At 65.7% G+C, this 19,781-nt stretch carries 21 protein-coding genes; 8 read left to right on the top strand and 13 right to left on the bottom strand.

Features of this window, described 5'->3' with window-relative positions:
• Window positions 1-148: 148 nt before the first annotated feature.
• The gene (locus tag Q0Q02_RS13510; protein ID WP_293810202.1) at window positions 149-535 is read left to right on the top strand and encodes a DUF2147 domain-containing protein; all 387 of its coding nucleotides are present in this window, start codon (window positions 149-151) and stop codon (window positions 533-535) included.
• 125 nt (window positions 536-660) lie between these two features.
• Here the strand turns inward: Q0Q02_RS13510 and Q0Q02_RS13505 are convergent, their stop codons facing one another.
• The 5 genes from Q0Q02_RS13505 to gatB all read right to left on the bottom strand — a co-directional run bounded on the left by Q0Q02_RS13505 (window position 661) and on the right by gatB (window position 4,573).
• Complete coding sequence (locus Q0Q02_RS13505) at window positions 661-1,368, bottom strand: glutathione S-transferase N-terminal domain-containing protein (protein WP_293810200.1); 708 nt, start codon at window positions 1,366-1,368, stop codon at window positions 661-663.
• A 216-nt stretch (window positions 1,369-1,584) separates the two neighbouring features.
• Window positions 1,585-2,052, bottom strand: a complete 468-nt coding sequence (locus Q0Q02_RS13500; protein WP_293810198.1) for a GNAT family N-acetyltransferase — start codon at window positions 2,050-2,052, stop codon at window positions 1,585-1,587.
• Between the two features lies 1 nt (window position 2,053).
• Entirely contained in the window at window positions 2,054-2,446 is a 393-nt protein-coding gene (locus Q0Q02_RS13495; protein WP_293810196.1) for a hypothetical protein, read from the bottom strand.
• Window positions 2,443-2,949, bottom strand: coding sequence for a GNAT family N-acetyltransferase (locus tag Q0Q02_RS13490; RefSeq protein ID WP_293810194.1), 507 nt, complete (start codon window positions 2,947-2,949; stop codon window positions 2,443-2,445). The genes Q0Q02_RS13495 and Q0Q02_RS13490 overlap by 4 nt, the downstream gene beginning before the upstream one ends.
• 145 nt (window positions 2,950-3,094) lie before the next feature.
• Window positions 3,095-4,573, bottom strand: coding sequence for an Asp-tRNA(Asn)/Glu-tRNA(Gln) amidotransferase subunit GatB (gene gatB / locus Q0Q02_RS13485; RefSeq protein WP_293810192.1), 1,479 nt, complete (start codon window positions 4,571-4,573; stop codon window positions 3,095-3,097).
• 274 nt (window positions 4,574-4,847) lie between these two features.
• Between gatB and Q0Q02_RS13480 the strand changes: the two genes are divergently transcribed.
• From Q0Q02_RS13480 to Q0Q02_RS13470, 3 genes are all read left to right on the top strand, one after another.
• Window positions 4,848-6,002, top strand: coding sequence for an efflux RND transporter periplasmic adaptor subunit (locus Q0Q02_RS13480; RefSeq protein WP_293810190.1), 1,155 nt, complete (start codon window positions 4,848-4,850; stop codon window positions 6,000-6,002).
• 121 nt (window positions 6,003-6,123) lie between these two features.
• On the top strand, window positions 6,124-9,324 hold the full coding sequence (locus Q0Q02_RS13475) for a multidrug efflux RND transporter permease subunit (RefSeq protein ID WP_293810188.1): 3,201 nt from the start codon (window positions 6,124-6,126) through the stop codon (window positions 9,322-9,324).
• Window positions 9,325-9,369: 45 nt separating this feature from the next.
• Entirely contained in the window at window positions 9,370-10,077 is a 708-nt protein-coding gene (locus Q0Q02_RS13470) for a hypothetical protein (protein ID WP_293810186.1), read from the top strand.
• Between the two features lie 9 nt (window positions 10,078-10,086).
• Here Q0Q02_RS13470 and gatA read toward each other — a convergent pair whose 3' ends face one another.
• From gatA to Q0Q02_RS13450, 4 genes are all read right to left on the bottom strand, one after another.
• Window positions 10,087-11,601 (bottom strand): Asp-tRNA(Asn)/Glu-tRNA(Gln) amidotransferase subunit GatA, encoded by a 1,515-nt coding sequence (gene gatA, locus Q0Q02_RS13465; RefSeq protein ID WP_293810184.1) that lies wholly within the window; start codon window positions 11,599-11,601, stop codon window positions 10,087-10,089.
• Window positions 11,602-11,682: 81 nt separating this feature from the next.
• Window positions 11,683-11,970 (bottom strand): Asp-tRNA(Asn)/Glu-tRNA(Gln) amidotransferase subunit GatC, encoded by a 288-nt coding sequence (gene gatC, locus Q0Q02_RS13460; RefSeq protein WP_293810182.1) that lies wholly within the window; start codon window positions 11,968-11,970, stop codon window positions 11,683-11,685.
• Between the two features lie 113 nt (window positions 11,971-12,083).
• Window positions 12,084-12,782 carry a metal-dependent hydrolase gene (locus Q0Q02_RS13455; protein ID WP_293810181.1) on the bottom strand — a complete coding sequence of 233 codons (699 nt, stop codon included), beginning with the start codon at window positions 12,780-12,782 and terminating at the stop codon, window positions 12,084-12,086.
• Between the two features lie 21 nt (window positions 12,783-12,803).
• The gene (locus Q0Q02_RS13450; RefSeq protein ID WP_293810180.1) at window positions 12,804-13,088 is read right to left on the bottom strand and encodes a GIY-YIG nuclease family protein; all 285 of its coding nucleotides are present in this window, start codon (window positions 13,086-13,088) and stop codon (window positions 12,804-12,806) included.
• Between the two features lie 225 nt (window positions 13,089-13,313).
• Here Q0Q02_RS13450 and ade point away from each other — a divergent pair, with 225 nt between their 5' ends.
• Entirely contained in the window at window positions 13,314-15,029 is a 1,716-nt protein-coding gene (ade, locus tag Q0Q02_RS13445) for an adenine deaminase (RefSeq protein ID WP_293810178.1), read from the top strand.
• A gap of 80 nt (window positions 15,030-15,109) precedes the next feature.
• On the opposite strand, the gene Q0Q02_RS13440 is transcribed toward ade, so the two are convergent.
• Together Q0Q02_RS13440 and Q0Q02_RS13435 are read right to left on the bottom strand one after the other, a co-directional pair.
• Window positions 15,110-16,042 (bottom strand): hydroxyacid dehydrogenase, encoded by a 933-nt coding sequence (locus Q0Q02_RS13440; RefSeq protein ID WP_293810176.1) that lies wholly within the window; start codon window positions 16,040-16,042, stop codon window positions 15,110-15,112.
• Window positions 16,039-16,620 (bottom strand): GNAT family N-acetyltransferase, encoded by a 582-nt coding sequence (locus Q0Q02_RS13435; protein ID WP_293810174.1) that lies wholly within the window; start codon window positions 16,618-16,620, stop codon window positions 16,039-16,041. The genes Q0Q02_RS13440 and Q0Q02_RS13435 overlap by 4 nt, the downstream gene beginning before the upstream one ends.
• Before the next feature lie 173 nt (window positions 16,621-16,793).
• Between Q0Q02_RS13435 and ruvX the strand changes: the two genes are divergently transcribed.
• The gene (gene ruvX / locus Q0Q02_RS13430) at window positions 16,794-17,300 is read left to right on the top strand and encodes a Holliday junction resolvase RuvX (protein ID WP_293810172.1); all 507 of its coding nucleotides are present in this window, start codon (window positions 16,794-16,796) and stop codon (window positions 17,298-17,300) included.
• Between the two features lie 69 nt (window positions 17,301-17,369).
• Here the strand turns inward: ruvX and Q0Q02_RS13425 are convergent, their stop codons facing one another.
• Together Q0Q02_RS13425 and Q0Q02_RS13420 are read right to left on the bottom strand one after the other, a co-directional pair.
• Window positions 17,370-17,753 carry a hypothetical protein gene (locus Q0Q02_RS13425; RefSeq protein WP_293810170.1) on the bottom strand — a complete coding sequence of 128 codons (384 nt, stop codon included), beginning with the start codon at window positions 17,751-17,753 and terminating at the stop codon, window positions 17,370-17,372.
• Between the two features lie 123 nt (window positions 17,754-17,876).
• Window positions 17,877-18,260, bottom strand: a complete 384-nt coding sequence (locus tag Q0Q02_RS13420; protein WP_293810168.1) for a hypothetical protein — start codon at window positions 18,258-18,260, stop codon at window positions 17,877-17,879.
• Window positions 18,261-18,500: 240 nt separating this feature from the next.
• On the opposite strand from Q0Q02_RS13420, the gene Q0Q02_RS13415 reads away from it, so the two are divergent.
• Both Q0Q02_RS13415 and Q0Q02_RS13410 read left to right on the top strand, forming a co-directional pair.
• Entirely contained in the window at window positions 18,501-19,415 is a 915-nt protein-coding gene (locus Q0Q02_RS13415) for an AEC family transporter (RefSeq protein WP_293810166.1), read from the top strand.
• Between the two features lie 112 nt (window positions 19,416-19,527).
• Window positions 19,528-19,773: a hypothetical protein gene (locus Q0Q02_RS13410; RefSeq protein ID WP_293810164.1), complete on the top strand. Its 246-nt coding sequence runs from the start codon at window positions 19,528-19,530 to the stop codon at window positions 19,771-19,773.
• Window positions 19,774-19,781 lie beyond the last annotated feature (8 nt).

Genomic DNA, 19,781 nt, shown 5'->3' with positions numbered 1-19,781 from the left:
GCTCGCCATGCATTGAGGATGGATTCACCTTGCGAAGCGGAAGCGGCGGAAACCTCTTCCGTTGCGGCAGTTTGGAGGCCGACCCAATCCCGGATATGGTTCATATCTGAACCATGCAGACATAGCTGGTCGAATACGGGAGGATCGGATGCATCACGGAACCGGATCGAAGCTTGCGGCCTTCGCCGCGCTCGGACTGCTGGCGAGCGTCGCGGGCGCGGCGGCACAGGAAGCCGTCGGCACCTGGGAGCGCGACACCGGCGCCTCGCGCGTACGCTTCACGAAATGCGGCGACGCGCTCTGCGGCTCGCTGTCCTGGCTCAAGGACGAGAAAGGCCCGGCCAAGGTCGGCCAGCGCATCTTCTACGACATGAAGCCGAACGGCGCGAACAAGTGGAGCGGCAGCGCCTTCAACCCCGAGGATGGCAAGACCTATTCGGGCACGATGACGCTCTCGGGCAGCACGCTGACCACCGCCGGCTGCGTCATGGGCGGGTTGATCTGCCGCTCGGTGAAATGGAACCGGATGAATTGAGGCTCGACGTCATGCTCGCCCTTGTGGCGAGCATCCACGTCTTGAACACCAGACCCGACCAGCGAAGACGTGGATGGTCGGGACAAGCCCGACCATGACGCAGTGCCCATGGTGCCAGTGTGCGCTCAGCGCGCCTTCTGCCCGAAGAGGATCGCCTTCTCCTCGGGCGTGCTGATACCGGCGGGGTTGCGCAGTTCCTCGCCGACCTTGATGCCGCGCAACACGGCAGGCCGCGCCAGCATCGTCTCCAGCCAGCGCGCGACATTCGGGAATTGCTTGAGGTCCTGGCCCTGCCGCTCCCAGCCGCGGGCCCAGCCGATGCAGGCCATATCGGCGATCGAGTAGTCGCCGCAGATATAGTCGCGGCCTTCGAGGCGCTTGTTCAGCACGCCGTAGAGGCGGTTAGCCTCGTTGGTGTAGCGCTCGATCGCGTAGGGCACCTTCTCCGGCGCGTAGAGGCGGAAATGATGGGTCTGGCCGAGCATCGGGCCGAAGCCACCCATCTGCCAGAACAGCCATTCGTCGACTTCGACGCGGCTGCGCTCGTCCTTCGGATAGAATTTTCCGGTCTTTCGGCCGAGATATTGCAGGATCGCGCCGGATTCGAAGATCGAGATCGGCTTGCCGTCCGGCCCGTTGGGATCAACGATTGCCGGCATGCGGTTGTTCGGGGAGATCGCCAGGAAGTCCGGCTTGAACTGGTCGCCCTTGCCGATATTCACCGGAACGATGGTGTAAGGCAGCCCGGTCTCTTCGAGCATGATGGTGATCTTGAAGCCGTTCGGCGTCGGCCAGTAGTACAGGTCGATCGGCTTGGCGGGGACTTCGGACATCGGTCGCTTCCTTTCAGGCGGGAGGCCTCGCCCCGAAACCTAGGAAGCCTCCGAAAGCCCCGGAAGGGGCTGAGGTCCGCTTTCGGCGCGACGAGCCATGCCCTGAAGGCGCCCCTTCCTCAGCCTCACTGCGTTGCCTCGCAAGCGCGTCATCCCGGACGGAGCGAAGCGGAGATCCGGGATGACGATGAGGGTCTTCGCCTCATAAGGAACAGTTCACGGCGAGAGCGCCATCTTGAAGCCCTCGTGGCTCTGCACGAAGCCGAGGCTGTTATAGAAACGATGCGCGTCGGGCCTGGCCTTGTGCGAGGTCAATTCGAGAAGGCCGACGCCCTTCTCCGCCGCAAAGCCGATCGCATGGCGCATCATGATCGCGCCGATGCCCCGCCCACGGGTCTCAGGTGCGACATGGACGCTCTCGATCTTGGCGCGAATGCGCCCGCGTTCGGCCATGCCCGGCAGGATGGTGATCTGGTAGGTGCCGACCACCTTGCCCTCCAGTTCGGCGACGAAGAGCGTGTTGTAGGGATTGGCCGCGATTGTCTCGAAGGCCTCGAGATAGACCGGATCCTGCGCCTCGGCCGCGATCTCATCGGGCGTGCGCTTCTGCACCGATGCACCATGCATGATGAGTTCGGCGACGCGCGGCACGTCCTCACGCTGGGCCGGACGCATACGGATCATGTCATTGTTCAAAGCGATCATCGGCAGGCTTCTTCATTTTGCTAGCAATGTCAGGACCCGGCGACCACGGATCCTTTCTCCAAGCTATGGCATCAGCCTCGCTGATCACCTTGCCGATATGCGTCATGTGATAGGTCGCGGAATAAAGCGCCTCCGCGACGAGACCTGACTTCACCAAGACATAGGCGTCGTCGACCAACACGTTGGCAAAATTTGGCTTGCGTTCTCTCCGAACGATACAATCGTGCAGGCTCGCATGACCGTCCGAGAGCACGATCTTGCAGGCGGTCGCGTAATATTGTTGGGGGTGAAACTGTTCCAGGAAGTCCGTGACCGGCGAAAAGCGAAGCAGGAACTGCCGTTCACCGAATGGGATCACGTCATAGGTCTTCATACGACGAACAGCCGCTTCGCCATCAGCAGCGTGTTGGGCGTGTCATCGCGCCCGTCGAAGCGCGCCTGCCGCTGCAGGAAGAAGCCCATGCGCTCGTAGAAGGCGATGGCCGGCTCGTTCTGGCTCTCGACCTCGAGCCGCGCCACCGGCGCCTCCGGAAAGCAGGCGAGCACGACCTGCAGTAGCGTGCGGCCGATGCCGACGCCCTGCCGGTTCGGCAGGACATAGAGCCGTGTCAGCAGCGCCGCGCCGTCACGCTCCTGCCGGGCGGAAGCCGTCGCGACGATCTCCTCGCCGACCAGCGCGACCAGGAAGATGCCCTCGTCGCGGCCGAGCTGAGCCCTGAGGTTCTCCAGGGAGTGCCAGGCATTGGTGATCTCGGCGACGCGCTGCCAGCCATAGATCCCGTCATAGGTAGCGTGCCAGGTCTCGACCAAAAGCGCCCTGACCGCCGGGAGATCGGCGGCTTCGGCGTCGCGGATGACGAGATCGGCGGGGGTCACCTGGCGCCCTCGCAGTTCCATCCGCCCGTCATTCCGGACAAGCCGCGAAGCGGCGCCGATCCGGAATCCATCGCAGGGCAGGCTGCTCTACGATGGATTCCGGGTCTCCGCTTCGCTGCGCCCGGAATGACGGCGTGTTTCAGAGTCAGATTCCCAGCTTCTGCTTCAGGATTTCGTTCAGCGCCTGCGGGTTGGCCTTGCCGCCCGAGGCCTTCATCGCCTGGCCGACGAACCAGCCCAGCATGGTCGGCTTGGCCTTGACCTGCTCGACCTTGTCGGGATTGGCCGCAATGATCTCGTCGACCGCCTTCTCGATGGCACCGGTATCGGTGACCTGCTTCATGCCGCGAGCCTCGACGATCTGGCGGGGGTCGCCGCCCTCGGTCCAGACGATCTCGAACAGGTCCTTGGCGATCTTGCCGGAGATGACGCCCTCGCCGATCAGGTCGACGAGGCCGCCGAGTTGCGCGGCCGAGACCGGCGAGGTCGTGACGTCCTTGCCTTCCTTGTTGAGGCGGCCGAACAATTCGTTGATCACCCAGTTGGCGGCGGCCTTGCCGTCGCGGCCCTTGGCGACGTCCTCGAAGTAGTCGGCCTGATCGCGCTCGGCGACCAGCACCGAGGCGTCATAAGGCGAGAGCCCATAGGTCGCGATGAAGCGGGCCTTCTTGGCGTCCGGCAATTCCGGCAGCGCGCCCTTCAGGCTCTCGACGAAGGCATCGTCGAATTCGAGCGGCAGCAGGTCCGGATCGGGGAAATAGCGGTAGTCATGCGCCTCTTCCTTGGAGCGCATCGAACGGGTCTCGCCCTTGCCGGGATCGTAGAGCCGGGTTTCCTGATCGATCGTGCCGCCATCCTCGATGATGCCGATCTGGCGGCGCGCCTCGGTCTCGACCGCCTGGCCGATGAAGCGGATCGAGTTGACGTTCTTGATCTCGCAGCGCGTGCCCAGCGCATCACCCGGCTTGCGGACGGAGACGTTCACGTCGGCGCGGAGATTACCCTTCTCCATGTCGCCGTCGCAGGTGCCGAGATAGCGCAGGATGGTGCGCAGCTTCGAGACATAGGCCTTCGCCTCCTCGGCCGAGCGCAGGTCGGGCTTGGAGACGATCTCCATCAGCGCCACGCCCGAACGGTTGAGGTCGACGAAGCTCATCGTCGGGTGCTGGTCATGGATCGACTTGCCGGCATCCTGCTCCAGATGCAGCCGCTCGATGCCGACCGTGATCTGTTCGGTCGGCGAGAGATCGACCACGATCTCGCCCTCGCCCACGATCGGGCTCTTGTACTGGCTGATCTGGTAGCCCTGCGGCAGGTCCGGATAGAAATAGTTCTTGCGGTCGAAGACCGAGCGGTTGTTGATCTGCGCGTTGAGGCCGAGGCCGGTGCGCACCGCCTGCTTCACGCATTCGGCATTGATCACCGGCAGCATGCCGGGCATGGCCGCGTCGACGAGGCTGACATGCTCGTTCGGCTCGGCGCCGAAACCGGTCGAGGCGCCGGAGAACAGCTTGGCATTGGAGGTGACCTGGGCATGAATCTCCATGCCGATCACGATCTCCCAATCGCCGGTCGCGCCCTTGATCAGCTTCTTCGGGTCGGCGGGGCGGGCATGCGCGTTCATCTGGTCTCTTCCGACTGAATTCGTGGCCTACGCGTTACGATGTCAGCGGGCGGGCGGCAAGCATCCGTTGCGTCGACCTAGCACGCTGAGGCGGCGAAAATGCCCCGCCGCGTTGCGCTCCTGCAACCGGATGGCGGGAATGTGGCTTATGTGGCGCAATATCGCGCTTCTTGACGAGTGATGGTTCTTGACATTCGTCACTCGTCACCCCTTCTTGCGCAAAATGCCGGAAACCCCCATTGGTTGCGCCGGCTCGTTACCCCGGAGTTCCGTCATGTCACGCAGCCGTTTCATCGGTCTGGTGCTCACCGCCGCCTTCACGTCGACCGCGCTCACCGCGTTCGACGCTGCCGCTCAGGGAGCCCCGCCAGCTCCTCCGGTTCAGGTCGCCAACCCGCTCGCCAAGCGCATCACCAACTGGGACGAGTATACCGGCCGCTTCGAGGCCAGTGATCAGGTCGAGGTGCGCGCCCGCGTCTCCGGCTTCATCGACAGCGTTCATTTCCGCGACGGCGCGCTCGTCCAGAAGGGCGACCTGCTCTTTACCATCGATCAGCGGCCTTACAAACTGGCCGTCGACGTGGCCCGCGCAGACGTTGCCCGCGCCAAGGCGCAGGTCGAGCTCGCCCAGAACGAGGTCGAGCGCGCCGAGGGCCTGACGCAGAACCGCACGATCACGGCGCGCGACGTCGACCAGCGCCGCGCCAACCTGAACAGCGCGATCGGTACGCAGCAGGGCGCCGAGGCCACCCTCAAGAATGCCCAGCTCAATCTCGAATGGACCGAGGTTCGCGCGCCGCTCGCCGGGCGCATCTCGAACCGCCGCGTCGATCCGGGCAACCTGATCGCGGGCGGCCAGTCGGGCGCCTCGCTGCTGACGACCATCGTCGCGGTCGATCCGATCTTCTTCAGCTTCGACGTCTCCGAAGCCGATTATCTGCGTTATGCGCGGCTGAGCAACCCGCGGGACGGCGCCAGCAAGGACACGGGAACGCCGGTCGAGGTGCGCCTCTCCGACGAACCCAAATGGGGCCGCCGCGGCAAGGTCAACTTCGTCGACAACGCGCTCAATGCCCGCTCGGCAACGATCCGCGGCCGCGCCGTGTTCGAGAACAAGGACCAGTTCCTGACGCCGGGCGTGTTCGGGCGCCTGCGCTTCTTCGCCGGCGAAGCCGATGCCTTGCTCGTTCCGGACACGGTCATCGTCTCGGACCAGGCCAACAAGATCGTGCTGACGGTCGGCCCCGAGAACAAGGTCGTGCCGAAGCCGGTCGTGCTCGGCCCGCTCAGCGAGGGCCTCAGGGTAATCCGCTCGGGGCTCACGACCCAGGACAAGGTGATCGTCGGCGGCAGTGCCAATCCGATGGTCCGCCCGGGCGTCGCCGTCGCGCCGCAACCCGGCGAGATCAAGCTCGCGACGACGAACTGAGCGCCTGCCGCGCCGGCTTTCCCCGAAAACCGGCGGCCGCCTCTCGGGCCATGCACGGCCCGGCATTGAATCATGGGCGCCAACGGGCGCCCGCCCGCCTTATTCCGGCCAGGACATCCCCATGTTCCGCTTCGCCCATTTCTTCATCGACCGCCCGATCTTCGCCACCGTGCTTTCGGTGCTGCTGACGATCGCCGGCGCCATCGCGCAGCGCTCGCTGCCGATCGCCGAATATCCCGAGATCGCGCCGCCCACGGTCTCGATCACCGCAACCTATCCCGGCGCCTCGGCCGAGACGGTCGCCGCCACGGTGGCGACGCCGATCGAGCAGGAGGTGAACGGCGTCGACGACATGCTCTACATCACCTCGCAGTCGACCGGCGACGGGCGGGTGACCATCAACGTCGTCTTCAAGGGCGGCACCGACATCGACCAGGCGCAGGTGCTGGTGCAGAACCGCGTCTCGCAGGCCGAGGCGCGTCTGCCGCAGGATGTACGCGCGCTCGGCATCCAGGTCCGCAAGGCCTCGCCCGACTTCCTGATGGTCATCAACATGATCTCGCCGGACGGGTCGCGCGATGCGCAGTACATCTCCAACTACGCCTCGCTCTACGTGAAGGACGTGCTGACCCGCGTCGACGGCGTCGGCGACGTGCAGGTCTTCGGCGCGCGCGACTTCTCGATGCGGATCTGGCTCGACCCGGCCAAGGTCGCGGCGCGCAACCTGACGGCGGGCGACGTCGTCGCGGCGCTCAGGGCCGCGAACGTGCAGGTCGCGGCCGGCGCACTCAACCAGCCGCCGGCGAGGTCGGACGAGGCCTTCCAGCTCTCGGTCAACACGCTCGGCCGCCTGACCGACGTCTCGGAATTCGAGAGCATCGTCGTGCGCTCCGATGCGGATGGCGGCACGATCCGCGTTCGCGACATCGCCCGCGTCGAGCTCGGCTCGCAGGACTACACCTCCAACGCCTATCTCGACAACAAGAGCACCGTCGCCATCGCCGTCTTCCAGCGTCCGGGCTCCAACGCGCTCGCGACCTCGGACAAGCTGATCGCGACGATGACCGAGATGGCCAAGCAGTTCCCGGCCGGCCTCGAGCACCGCATCATCTACAACCCGACCGAATTCATCGGAGAATCCGTCGACGCGGTGGTGCGGACCCTGCTCGAGGCGGTGGCGCTCGTCGTCGTCGTCGTGATCCTGTTCCTGCAGACCTGGCGCGCCGCGATCATCCCGATCGTCGCGATCCCGGTCTCGCTGGTCGGCACCTTCCTGGTGATGAGCGCGGTCGGCATCTCCTTCAACACGATCTCGCTGCTGGCGCTGGTTCTGGCCATCGGCATCGTCGTCGACGACGCGATCGTCGTCGTGGAGAATGTCGAGCGCTATCTGGCCGAAGGCATGTCGCCGAAGGAAGCGGCGCACAAGACGATGGACGAGGTCGGCGGCGCGCTGCTGGCGATCGCGCTCGTGCTGTGCGCGGTGTTCATCCCGACCGCCTTCATCAGCGGCCTGCAGGGCACCTTCTACCAGCAGTTCGCGGTCACGATCGCGGCCTCGACGGCAATCTCCTGCTTCGTCTCGCTGACGCTGTCGCCGGCCATGTCGGCGGTGCTGCTCAAGCCGCACAAGAAGCATGACGAGCACGAGCAGCACGGCTTCTTCTACAGGCTGGGCGCACCGATCCGCTGGTTCTTCCACTACTTCAATGCGGGCTTCGACTGGCTGTCGCGGACCTATGGACGCATCACCTCCCGGCTCATCCGCATCGCGGTGATCCTGCTGATCGTCTATTCAGGCCTGATCGCCGCGACCGTCTGGGACATCCGCAAGACCCCGACCGGCCTCGTGCCGCAGCTCGACCGCGGCTACTTCATCGTCGCGCTGCAGCTGCCGCCAGGTTCCTCGCTCCAGCGCACCGACGAAGTGCTCCGCAAGGCGAACGACCTGCTGCTGTCGCGCCCCGGCGTGGTCCATACCGTGGCCTTCGCCGGTCTCGACGGCGCGACCTTCACGATCGCCCCCAATGCCGGCGTGGCCTTCGTCACGCTCGCGCCCTTCAAGGACCGCGAGAAGGCCGGGCTGACGACCGAAGGTATCCTGAACGATCTTCGCCGGCAGATGTTCAGTATTCCGGAAGCCTTCGCGCTGGTCATTCCGCCGCCGGCCATTCCCGGCATCGGCACGGGCGGCGGCCTGAAAGGCTATGTGCAGGATCGCGGCGGGCGTGGGCTCGCGGCGCTGGAGGGCGCTGCCTGGATCGTCGCAGGATCGGCGGGACAGGTGCCGGGCATCCAGCAGCCCTTCACGCTGTTCTCGACCAAGACGCCGCAGATCTACGCCGATATCGACCGCACCAAGGCGGAGATGCTCGGCGTGCCGGTGACGCGCATCTTCGAGACGCTGTCGGTCTATATGGGCTCGGCCTATATCAACGACTTCAACCTGCTGGGCCGCACCTTCCGCGTCACCGCGCAGGCCGACAACCCCTTCCGCCTGACCACGCGCGACGTCGCCAATCTCAAGACCCGCAATGCGGATGGCGAGATGGTGCCGATCGGCTCGATCGCCTCCTTCCACGACACGACCGGCGCCTATCGCGTGCCGCGCTACAACCTCTATCCGGCGGCCGAAGTGCAGCTCTCGATGGCACACGGCTATTCAACCGGACAGGGCATCGCGGCGGTCGAGCAGATCGCGCAGCAGCGTCTGCCGGCCGGCTTCGGCTTCGAATGGACCGAGATCGCGCTGCAGGAGAAGCTCGCCGGCAACACCGCGATCATCGCCTTCGGCCTCGCGGTGGTGTTCGTCTTCCTGCTGCTGGCCGCGCTCTACGAGAGCTGGCTCCTGCCGCTATCGGTCATCCTGATCGTGCCGATGTGTATCCTGGCGGCGATGTTCGGGGTGAACTACGCCAATCTCGACCGCAACATCCTGGTCGATATCGGCCTGGTGGTGCTGGTCGGCCTGGCCGCGAAGAACGCGATCCTGATCGTCGAGTTCGCCAAGCAGGCGGAGGACGAGGGCATGCACCGCCGCGACGCGGCGATCGCTGCCGCCCGCACCCGCCTGCGGCCGATCCTGATGACCTCGATGGCCTTCATCCTCGGCGTGCTGCCGCTGACGATCTCGGTCGGCGCCGGCGCGGAGATGCGCCAGGCGATGGGCATCGCGGTGTTCTCCGGCATGCTGGGCGTGACCTTCTTCGGCCTGATCTTCACGCCGGTGTTCTACGTGATGGTGCGCTGGCTGGCGGACCTGCGCGGGACCAAGCGCAAGGCGCAGCCGCCGCGCGGGGATGCATCCACCGCTCACTCGTGATCTGATCGCCCCCGTCTCGAATCGACGCGGCGGGGGCGGTCGACAATGTCTCAGTGGCTCCTGCCGCTCGTAGCCCTCGCACTCGTCGCGATGGCGATCCCGTTCGTCGCCTCCTGGTCGCACTATCGCCGCCTCAAGCGCGCCGAATACATCAGCAACTACCAATGGCCTCCGGGGCTACTGGACAAGCTCGCCAAGCGTCACCCCGGCTTCACCCGCAAGCAGACGGCGCTCGTCGCGCAGGGGCTGCGGCAGTTCTTCCTAGCCTATCTCAATAGCGGGCGCGCATATGTCGCGATGCCCTCGCAGGTCGCGGACGATCTCTGGCACGAGTTCATCCTCTATACCCGCGCCTACCAGGAATTCTGCCAGAAGGCCTTCGGCGGCATGCTGCATCACACGCCGGCCGTGGCGCTCGCGCTCAATCGCAAGAAGAACAATACCGGCCTGCGGCGCGTCTGGCTGCAATGCTGCCAGCTGGACGGCATCAACCCGTCGAACCCCACGCGACTGCCGCTGCTGTTCGCGCTCGATCTCAAGCTGAACATCCCCGGCGGCTATCGCTACCACCCTGATTGCGAGGAACTCCGCCGCAGGGGCGACGCCGGCACGCAATGCGGTGGCGACTTCTCCAGCACATCCTATGACGGCAGCACGGACGGCTTCAGCGACGGCAGCAGCTCAGACGGCGGCAGCTCCGATGGTGGCTCGGGTGGAGATGGCGGCGGCTGCGGCGGGGGCGGCGGAGATTGAGCGAAGCGCTCAACCCCACCAGCGCTCGGACACCGCGAAACGGCCGGCCGCCTGCTCGATCACCGCGCCGAGCGAGAACAGCGTCTCTTCGTCGAAGGGGCGACCGATGAGCTGGAGGCCCAGCGGCAGGCCCTGGGCGTCGAGACCCGCGGGCACGGCGATGCCGGGGAGGCCCGCCATGTTCACCGTCACCGTAAAGACGTCGTTGAGATACATCTCGACCGGATCGGCCGAACCCTTCTCGCCGATGCCGAAAGCGGCGGACGGTGTGGCGGGCGTCAGCACGGCGTCGATGCCCTGCGCGTAGACCGTCTCGAAATCGCGCTTGATCAGGGTGCGGATTTTCTGGGCCCGGACGTAATAGGCATCGTAATAGCCGGCCGAAAGCACATAGGTGCCGATCATGATGCGGCGCTTTACCTCGGCGCCGAAGCCGGCGGCGCGGGTCTTCTCGTACATCTCGACGATGTCCTTGCCCTGCTCGCGCAGGCCGTAGCGGACGCCGTCATAGCGGGCGAGGTTCGAGGAAGCCTCCGCCGGAGCGACGATGTAATAGGCCGGCAGGGCGTATTTGGTATGCGGCAGCGAAATCTCGACGATCTCGGCACCGGCGGCCTTCAGCCAGGCGATGCCCTGCTGCCAGAGCGCATCGATCTCGGCGTTCAGGCCATCCAGGCGGTATTCGCGGGGAATGCCGATCTTCATGCCCTTCACCGAGCGGCCGACGGCCGCCTCGTAGTCCGGCACGGCCATATCGACCGAGGTCGTGTCCTTCGGATCGTGGCCGGACATCGAGCGCAGCATCACCGCCGCGTCGCGCACGGTCTTGGCGATCGGCCCGGCCTGGTCGAGCGAGGAGGCGAAGGCCACCGTGCCCCAGCGCGAGCAGCGGCCATAGGTCGGCTTGATGCCGACCGTGCCGGTGAAGGCGGCGGGCTGGCGGATCGAGCCGCCGGTATCGGTCGCGGTCGCAGCAAGGCAGAGATCGGCGGCGACGGCCGCGGCCGAACCACCCGAGGAGCCGCCCGGCACCAGATGGTTGCCCTCGACGGCGCCACCAGCGCCAGAGCCGACATTGGAGCCCTTGCGGCGCCACGGGTTGACGACATTGCCGAAGGCCGAGGTCTCGTTCGACGAGCCCATCGCGAATTCGTCGTTGTTGAGCTTGCCGAGCATCACGGCGCCGTCGCGCCAGAGCTGGCTCGTGACCGTCGACTCATAGGCCGGCACGAAATTGCCGAGGATGTTCGAGCAGGCGGTGGTGCGCACGCCGTTGGTCGCGAACAGGTCCTTGATGCCGAGCGGCAGGCCTTCGAGCGGGCCCGCCTCGCCCTTGGCGAGCTTCTCGTCGGAAGCCGCGGCCTGCTTCAGGGCGTGCTCGGGGGTTTCCAGCACATAGGCGTTAAGGGCGCGGGCCTTCTCGACGGCAGCGATATGCGCCTTCGTCAGTTCGGTGGCGGAGAAGGTCTTGGCTTTCAGGCCGTCGCGGGCCTCGGTCAGCGTCAGGCGGGTGAGATCGGTCACGGGAGGGTTCCGGAATTTATCTGGTCGCAAAGGCCGGATCGCAACGCGCATCCGGGATGATCGAAGGAGCGCGCCGCGCGCTTATTCGATCACCTTCGGCACCATGAAATAATCGTCCTCGGAGGCAGGGGCGTTGGCGACGATCGCATCGGCGATCTCGCCATCCGTGACCACGTCCTCGCGCTGCTTCATCGCCATCGGCGTCACCGAGGTCATCGGCTCGACACCGTCGACATTGACCTCGTTGAGCTGCTCGACGAAGCCGAGGATGGCGTTGAGCTCGCCTTGCAGCTTGGCCAGATCAGCCTCCGGCACGGCGATGCGCGCAAGATGCGCGACGCGTTTGACGGTGGCGAGATCGACCGACATGGCGGACTCCTGGACAGGGCGCGGATCGCGCGCCGGAAAACGGTTCGCCGCGCTATAGCGCGGCGAACGGGCAAAGGTAAATCAGCATTGATCGATCAAACCGGTTTCCCGGCTCAGATCGTGAAAGCCTCGCCCTTCTTCGGCAGCACGACTTCGATGCCGCTGCCCTGCATGCCGGCGACGAAGACATCGGCGTTCTGGTCGATGATCGGGAAGGTGCCGTAATGCGCGGGGACCGTGACCTTCGGCTTGACAAAGCGGGTCATGGCGAGCGCGGCAACCTTGCCGCCCATGGTGAAGCGATCGCCGATCGGACAGATGCAGATCTCGACGCCATGGATTTCGCTGAGCAGTGCCATGTCCGAGAAGATGTCGGTATCGCCCATGTGCCAGAGCGTCTTCTCGCCCTTGGCCTTGATGATCGCCCCATTGGCACTGCCGACCGGAACATTGACGCCGCCCTCGCCCATGCCGGCCGAATGGTCGGCGCGGGTCAGCGTGACGCTGAAGGGGCCGAGATCGACGGTGCCGCCGGTATTCATCGGGCTGAAGTTCTTCAGGCCCTGCGAAGCCAGATGCATGGCAAGATCGTAGTTCGTGATGACGGTCGCGCCAGTCTTAGCGGCGATGTCGAGCGTGTCGCCGACATGGTCGCCATGGCCGTGGGTGACGATGATGTGGCTGACGCCCTTGGAGATCGCGGCGACATCGCCCGCGAAGGCCGGGTTCCCGGTGAAGAACGGATCGATCAGGATGGCGGCGCCGTCGATATCGACGCGGAAGGCGGAATGGCCGTACCAGGTGAGTTTCATGCGAAGGCTCCGGGCTTTCGATCAATCGAAATGCGTCGTCGGATATAGATCATTCCAATCGGGATTGGCACGTTCGATGAGCGCGATCTTCCAATCGCGCGGCCAATGCTTGATGCGTTTCTCCTGCGCGATGGCTTCCGCGGGATCGTCGTAATGCTCGGCATAGACGAGGCGCGTCGCGCCATAGCGGCTTGCGAATTCCGAGCCGCGACCGTCGCGGTGTTCCTCGACGCGTCGAGACAGGTGGTTGGTCACGCCGATATAGAGCCTGCCGTTCTTCTGGCTCGCGAGAATGTAGATCCACACCTTTAACCCACGCGTGAGTCATCTCGGGCGAAGCGGAGCGTAGACCCGGGATCCATGCCTGAACCTGACAAGAAGAGGTTCCGGAGACAACTACGAAGGTTCAGGCATGGATCCCGGATCGGCGCGGCTTCGCCGCTTGTCCGGGATGCCCCGCGCTGGAGACGTATCGACAAGCTGGAACAGCCCGTGCAGGTTCTTGCGATGATGCCAGATGGAAATCGCCCCATGACCGACGCCGCCAAGGTTTCCAGTCAAGAATTGGCCCGCCGCATCGCCCAGGGGCATGGCGACGCGCCGGCTGATCTCGTCATCAAGGGCGCGAAGCTCTTCGATCTCGTCACCGGCGCGCTGGTCGAGAGCGATATCGCGATCTGCGGCGACACCATCGTCGGGACGTACGGCACCTACGAGGGCAAGCGCGTCATCGACGCCAAGGGCCTGATCGCCGTTCCCGGCTTCATCGACACGCATCTGCACATCGAATCCTCGCTGGTGACGCCGCTCGAATTCGAGCGCTGCGTGCTGCCGCATGGCGTCACCACCGCGATCTGCGACCCGCACGAGATATCGAACGTGCTAGGCGCGGAGGGCATCCGCTATTTCCTCGCCTGCGCCGAGGCGATGCGGATGGACCTGCGCGTCAACCTGTCGAGCTGCGTGCCGGCGACGCATCTGGAGACCGCAGGGGCCGCGCTGGAAGCCGCCGACCTGACCCCGATGATGGATCATCCCAAGGTGATCGGCCTGGCCGAGTTCATGAACTTTCCGGGCGTGATCCATCGCGACCCCGGCTGCCTCGCCAAGCTCGAAGCCTTCTCGCATCGGCATATCGACGGCCATGCGCCGCTGGTGCGCGGTATGGATCTCAACGCCTATCTCGCCGCCGGCATCCGCACCGACCACGAGACGACGACGGCCGACGAGGCCCGCGAAAAGCTCGCCAAGGGCATGGCGATCCTGATCCGCGAGGGCTCGGTCTCGAAGGACCTGCATCAATTGATCCCGCTGATCTCGCGCGACGCCTCGCCCTTCCTCGCCTTCTGCACCGATGACCGCAACCCGCTCGATATCAGCGAGGAAGGCCATCTCGACTACATGATCCGCACCGCCATTGCGGAGGGTGCCGATGTGCTCGCGACCTACCGCATCGCCTCGCTTTCGGCGGCGCGGAATTTCGGTTTGTTCGACCGTGGCTTCATCGGGCCGGGCAAGCGCGCCGATATCGTGCTGGTCGAGGACCTCGCCGCCTGCTCGGTGAAGCAGGTCCTGACGGGGGGCCGGCTGGTCGAGGAGGCACTGTTCGCGGATCGGGCGACGATCGCGCCGGTCGGGCTCGGCAGCGTGAAGAGCCGCAAGCTCGCGCCAGCCGATTTTGCCGTGAAAGCCCGCGACGGCGAGACGCCGGTGATCGGCGTGGTGCCGGGGCGGATCATCACCGAGCGGCTGGCGATGGCCCTGCCCTCGCGCGACGGCGAGGCCCTGCCCGACCTCGCGCAGGATGCGATCAAGGTCACGGTGATAGAGCGGCACGGCAAGAACGGCGGCATCGCCACCGGCTTCGTCCATGGCTTCGGCATGAAGCGCGGCGCCATCGCCTCCTCGGTCGGGCATGACAGCCATAATCTCTGCGTCGTCGGCGTCGACGAGGCCTCGATGGCGGCGGCGGCCAACCGCCTGATCGAGATCGGCGGCGGCTTCGCCGTAGCCGATGATGGCAAGGTCACGGCGGAGCTGGCGCTGCCGGTCGCGGGGCTGATGAGCGAGCAGCCTTTCGAGGCGGTGCGGCACGATCTGGAGCGCTTGCGCGCGGCGGCGAAGGCGCTCGGCGTCGTGCTGGCCGAGCCCTTCCTGCAGGTCGCTTTCCTGACCCTGCCGGTGATCCCGCATCTCAAGATCACCGACAAGGGATTGGTCGATGTCGATCGGTTTGATTTTGTTTGAGGTTGCGAGCGGCCTCGTTTCATTAAGCAGATGAATCCCTTGCGAGCCGAAGCTCGCAATCCGATTCAACTGCGGAAACGTCAGATTCGCTCCTCCAGCGCAGCCATGACCTTCTCGGCCACGAGCCCGGACACCCGGCCGTTCGACTCCACCGTATTGCCGGCGATATGCGGCGTCAGGATCAGGTTGGGCGCGCCGGCGAAGACCTTGGCGGCGTCCTTGCCGAGCGGCTCCTGCTCGTAGACGTCGATCGCTGCGCCGCCGAGCTTGCCGGCCTTGAGCGCCTTGACCAGTGCCGCCTCGTCCATGATGCCGCCGCGCGCGGTGTTGATCAGGATCGCGTCCGGCTTCATGCGGGCAAAGGCCTTCGCATCGATCATGCCGCGGGTTTCCGAAGTCAGCGGGACGTGCAGGCTGATGACGTCGGCCTGCTCCAGCAACTCGTCGAACTCCAGCCGCCGCACGCCGCTCCAGGCCGGGTCATCGGCCGGCAGGCGCGGATGATAGGCGGCGACCTCCATGCCGATGGCGCGGGCATGATGGGCGACGTCGCGGGCGATCGAGCCGAAGCCGACGAGGCCCATCAGCTTGCCGGCGATCTCGCGGCCGATCAGCTTCGTCTTGGGGAATTCGCCGGCCACCATCGCGGCATTGGCGAAATATGCGCCGCGCAGCAGGGTCATGGTCGTGCCGATGACGTATTCGACGACGGAGAGGCTGTTGGCGCCCGTCGCGGGGAAGACACGGATGCCGCGGGCGGCGCAAGTCTCCATGTCGAGATTGTCGAGGCCGACGCCGAGCCGGCCGATCACCTTGAGCGCCTTCGCCGCTTCCAGAACCTTGCCACGCACCTGCGTCTGGTTGCGCACGATCACGGCCGGTACATCGGCGAAGAGCCGCGCCATCTCGTCCGGGTTGGCATAGAGCTCGGGATCGTAATGGACCGCGAAGCGTGCCTTCAGATTGGCGACGGCAGTGTCGTCCATGAATTCGGTGATGACGATATCGGTCATGGCGCGGTGCTGACGAGGAAGCGGAGGCGTTGATCGGGGCCGTAGAGCGGCGCGACGAAGGTCTCGACCAATCGTCCGCCATTCTTCTCGATGATGCGGCGCGAGGCGTGGTTCGTCGCGTCGCAGGTGATGGTGATCTCGGGCAAGCCGGCCTCGCGCGCCACATCCAGCATCGCGGCGAGCGCCGCGGTGGCGTAGCCATGCCCGGAGAAGGCCGGCAGGATGGTGTAGCCGACATGGCCCAGCACATGCTCGGGCAGGGCCAGGATCGGGCGGCCATCCTTCTCCTGCCAGCGCAGGTTGATCGAGCCGATGAAGGGCCGCTCGGACCGGTCCTCGGCGAAGATCCAGCGCGTCGGACCGGGAATGCGGTCGACCTCGCGGCCATCCGGCAGACGAATGCGGCCGGGGCCGCCGCGGATCTCGGCGAGGAAGGCGTCGGGATCGGCCGCGATGGCGGCGAGCTGCTGAGGCGCGACGTTGCGCGTGGTATTCGGCGACCAGCCGCCGCGCAAAGCCGCCTGATAGGCGCCGAGCAGGGTCTTGTCGGGAACTTGCAGCGAAATCCGCGCCGGCACGGGAGGCATCCTTCTCAGGCGGCTGCGCCGCCGACTAAGCCGGCGCATATAGCGTGGCAGCCGGCAATGCGCGATGACTTCCGCGCTACAGATGCAGGAAACCCGCCATTCCCGGAGTGCGTCGGAGAAGGTATCGCTCGCGACGCCGGCCGGCGCGTGATACCGCGATTGCCATGACCAGCCAGATCGTCCCGCTCGAAGCCTTCATCGACCTGCCGGCCCATGCGCGGCTGCTCGGGCTCGATCTCGGCAGCAAGACGATCGGGCTCGCGCTCTCCGATGTCGAGCGGCAGATCGCGACGCCGCTGGAGACGATCCAACGGGTGAAATTCGGGCTCGATGCCGCCGCCTTGCTGAAGGTGGCCGAGAAGCATGCGGTCGCCGGGTTGGTGATCGGCCTGCCGCTCAACATGGACGGCACCGAAGGGCCGCGCGTCCAGTCCACCCGTGCCTTCGTGCGCAACCTCGCGCCACTGACCGACCTCCCGATCGTGTTCTGGGACGAGCGCATGTCGACGCTGGCGGTGACGCGCACCCTGCTCGACGCGGATGCCTCGCGCGCCAAGCGCGCCGCCGTCGTCGACAAGATGGCGGCCGCCTATATCCTGCAGGGCGCGCTCGACCGGCTGGGCCGGCTCGGCCCGCAGGAGACCGAGGGCGACGAGGCCCAATACGACTGAAGGCCGCGCGCCCGGAGGCGAAGCGGCCTTCGTGAAAGTCTTAGCGGCTGGTCTCGGACCAGTGGCGATCTAGCGGAAGATCTGCCCGCGCTTGATCGCCTTCTTCTGCGCCTCGCGCTCGTTCTTGACTGCGCGCTTCTGCTCTTCGAGCGTCATGCCGGCCATCGGATTCGGAGCACGGCCACCATAGCCACCGCCCCGGCCGTCATCGCGGCCATAGCCGCCGCCCGAGCCATAGCGGGGGCCGCGGTCATCGTAACGCCGGGAGTCGCGGCGCTCGTAATCGCGGCGTTCGTAGCCGTCGCGCGGCCGGCGCTCGTAGCCCTCGCCGGAACGGCGCTCGTAGCCATAGCCCTGGCTGCCGTAATATTGAGCGACCGCCGGCTGGGCAGAGGCCCAGGCCAGCGCCACCAGGCCAAGGCCCGCGAGCCCGGCGCGTCGAAGCGATTTCATCGTGACAATCCCCTATCGGCAAACCCACGACGTCATCCATGACGCCGAAATCCGAATAATGTCCTCACACACAAAGGCCCGCGCGGATTGCGCGGGCCTTGCAGGCTTTAGCTGCGGTCGACCTCAGCGATAGTCGCGGAAGTCATAGCCGCCATAGGGGTTGTAGTAGCGCCTAGGGGCGACATAGACCGGCGCCGGCGGCGCATAATAGTCGTCGTCGTAATAGTAGCTCGGCGCCGCATAGGCACGGTTCTGCGCCGCGATCGCGGCCGCACCGAGAATGCCGAGGCCGACGGCACCGGCCACCGCCGCACCGCGCGACGGGCCGCGCCAATAGCCACGATAGCCGTGACGATAGCGATACTGAGAGTATTCGACCTGCGCCTTGTCGAGGCGCGCCGCATCGAAGCCGCGCACATCCTTTGCCATGGCAGGAATGGCGAAGCTGCCTGCGGCGACACTGGCGGCGGTCAGCGCAATGGCGACCTTCTTCTTCAGAGACATCATGGCGGCATCTCCTTTCACGAGATCAAACCGAACCTTGCAGCAAGGATGCAGCGACCCGGTTGAATGAGACCTGAACCAATCGCGGCAGCATTGCGGCAGGGACAGAGTGGTCCTTCTCCCGCGCCCTTGCCGGCCATGACGGGGCATGACAGGGACAGGTCGGTTCGCCAGTTCAACGGCCACCCGCCGCCATTGTTCCCGCCACGGCCTTACGGCCGCGCCCTCCCTTCCGGCCCTGCCATGCTCGACAGTCTGATCGCCGTCTTTCTCGTCATCGCGACAGGCTGGTTCCTGAAGGCACGCCATATCGTCTTGCCGGCGCATTGGATCGGCGTCGAGCGCCTGACCTATCAGCTCCTCTTTCCGGCCGTGGTGATCCATACGCTGGCCATGGCCGATCTGCGCAGCATGCCCGTCCTCGGCATGGGCTCGAGCCTTATCCTCGCGATCCTGAGCGTCGCCACCCTGCTCCTGATCGCCCGCCCGCTGCTGGCGCGTGCCGGCATCGACGGGCCGGCCTTCACCTCGATCTTCCAGGGCTCGGTGCGCTGGAACACCTTCGTCGGCCTCGCGCTGGCCGCCGGCCTGCAAGGCCGCACCGGGACGACGCTGATGGCGATCGCCGTCGCCTCGATGATTCCGCTGCTCAATGTCATGTGCGTGTTCGTGCTCGCCCGCTTCGCCAGCGGCAAGCCGATGAGCCTCGGCGCGACGATCCGCTCGATCCTCTACAATCCCTTCATCTGGTCCTCGGCGGTGGGTCTCGCGCTGAATCAGGTCCAGTGGATGCTGCCCAGCGCCTTCACCGGCTATCTCGACGTGCTCGGGCGCGCCTCGCTCGGCATCGGCCTGCTCGTGGTCGGATCGGCGCTCGATCTCGACAGGCTGGCCCGGCCGCGTCTGGCCCATGCCGTGGCAGTCGCGCTCAAGCTCGCGGTCATGCCTGTCTTCGCCTGGCTCTATGCCGGCTGGTTCGGCGTCACCGGCCCGGCCCTGGCGATGACGGTGGTTGCAGGCGCGGTCCCGACCGCCACCGCCGCCTATTTCCTGGCCCGCGACCTGGGCGGAGACGCGCCGCTGATGGCCGAGATCACCACGCTCCAGACGCTGCTCGCACTGGCTTCCCTTCCGGCAGCGGTCTATCTTCTCCTATAATATACTATCGCTTGAAATTCATTCAGATTTGCAATCTAAAATTGCATACCGGCCGGCACCGACACCCTGCCGGACGAGCTGGTCCCCCGATATGGGAGGGAATCCATTCGCCATGAAGGATAAAGTTTCCAAGCTCGTCGCCCTCGAATCCGACTCGGATGAGGACGATGACGAAATCCCCGACCAGCCGATGTCGCCGCTGGAGGCCGCTTCCTTCATCGAGGGCATGGCCGCCGAATTGCGCATCATGGCCCGTAACACCAGGCTCAGCGCCCTCAGCTATTTCCTGGAAATGGCGCGGCTCGAGGCCTCCGCCGAAGTGGAGCGGCTGGCGTCGCCGAGCAGCGAAAGGCATTGAGTCGAAAG

Origin of the sequence: uncultured Allobosea sp., assembly GCF_945956895.1 — a bacterium.
Taxonomy (GTDB): Bacteria; Pseudomonadota; Alphaproteobacteria; order Rhizobiales; family Beijerinckiaceae; genus Allobosea.
The sequence above is the reverse complement of the archived record's forward strand: the minus strand, read 5'-3'. Positions and strand labels throughout refer to the sequence as shown.

Bases quoted from the DNA above. Each gene is read 5' to 3' on its own strand.
- Q0Q02_RS13415 (WP_293810166.1), top strand. From the start codon at position 18,501: ATGCTCGACAGTCTGATCGCCGTCTTTCTCGTCATCGCGACAGGCTGG.
- Q0Q02_RS13480 (WP_293810190.1), top strand. From the start codon at position 4,848: ATGTCACGCAGCCGTTTCATCGGTCTGGTGCTCACCGCCGCCTTCACG.
- Q0Q02_RS13500 (WP_293810198.1), bottom strand. From the start codon at position 2,052: ATGATCCGTATGCGTCCGGCCCAGCGTGAGGACGTGCCGCGCGTCGCC.
- Q0Q02_RS13455 (WP_293810181.1), bottom strand. From the start codon at position 12,782: ATGAAACTCACCTGGTACGGCCATTCCGCCTTCCGCGTCGATATCGAC.
- Q0Q02_RS13440 (WP_293810176.1), bottom strand. From the start codon at position 16,042: ATGACCGATATCGTCATCACCGAATTCATGGACGACACTGCCGTCGCC.
- Q0Q02_RS13425 (WP_293810170.1), bottom strand. From the start codon at position 17,753: ATGAAATCGCTTCGACGCGCCGGGCTCGCGGGCCTTGGCCTGGTGGCG.
- Q0Q02_RS13505 (WP_293810200.1), bottom strand. From the start codon at position 1,368: ATGTCCGAAGTCCCCGCCAAGCCGATCGACCTGTACTACTGGCCGACG.
- gatC (WP_293810182.1), bottom strand. From the start codon at position 11,970: ATGTCGGTCGATCTCGCCACCGTCAAACGCGTCGCGCATCTTGCGCGC.
- Q0Q02_RS13495 (WP_293810196.1), bottom strand. From the start codon at position 2,446: ATGAAGACCTATGACGTGATCCCATTCGGTGAACGGCAGTTCCTGCTT.
- Q0Q02_RS13470 (WP_293810186.1), top strand. From the start codon at position 9,370: ATGTCTCAGTGGCTCCTGCCGCTCGTAGCCCTCGCACTCGTCGCGATG.
- Q0Q02_RS13410 (WP_293810164.1), top strand. From the start codon at position 19,528: ATGAAGGATAAAGTTTCCAAGCTCGTCGCCCTCGAATCCGACTCGGAT.
- ade (WP_293810178.1), top strand. From the start codon at position 13,314: ATGACCGACGCCGCCAAGGTTTCCAGTCAAGAATTGGCCCGCCGCATC.
- ruvX (WP_293810172.1), top strand. From the start codon at position 16,794: ATGACCAGCCAGATCGTCCCGCTCGAAGCCTTCATCGACCTGCCGGCC.
- Q0Q02_RS13475 (WP_293810188.1), top strand. From the start codon at position 6,124: ATGTTCCGCTTCGCCCATTTCTTCATCGACCGCCCGATCTTCGCCACC.
- Q0Q02_RS13510 (WP_293810202.1), top strand. From the start codon at position 149: ATGCATCACGGAACCGGATCGAAGCTTGCGGCCTTCGCCGCGCTCGGA.
- Q0Q02_RS13420 (WP_293810168.1), bottom strand. From the start codon at position 18,260: ATGATGTCTCTGAAGAAGAAGGTCGCCATTGCGCTGACCGCCGCCAGT.
- gatB (WP_293810192.1), bottom strand. From the start codon at position 4,573: ATGAACGCGCATGCCCGCCCCGCCGACCCGAAGAAGCTGATCAAGGGC.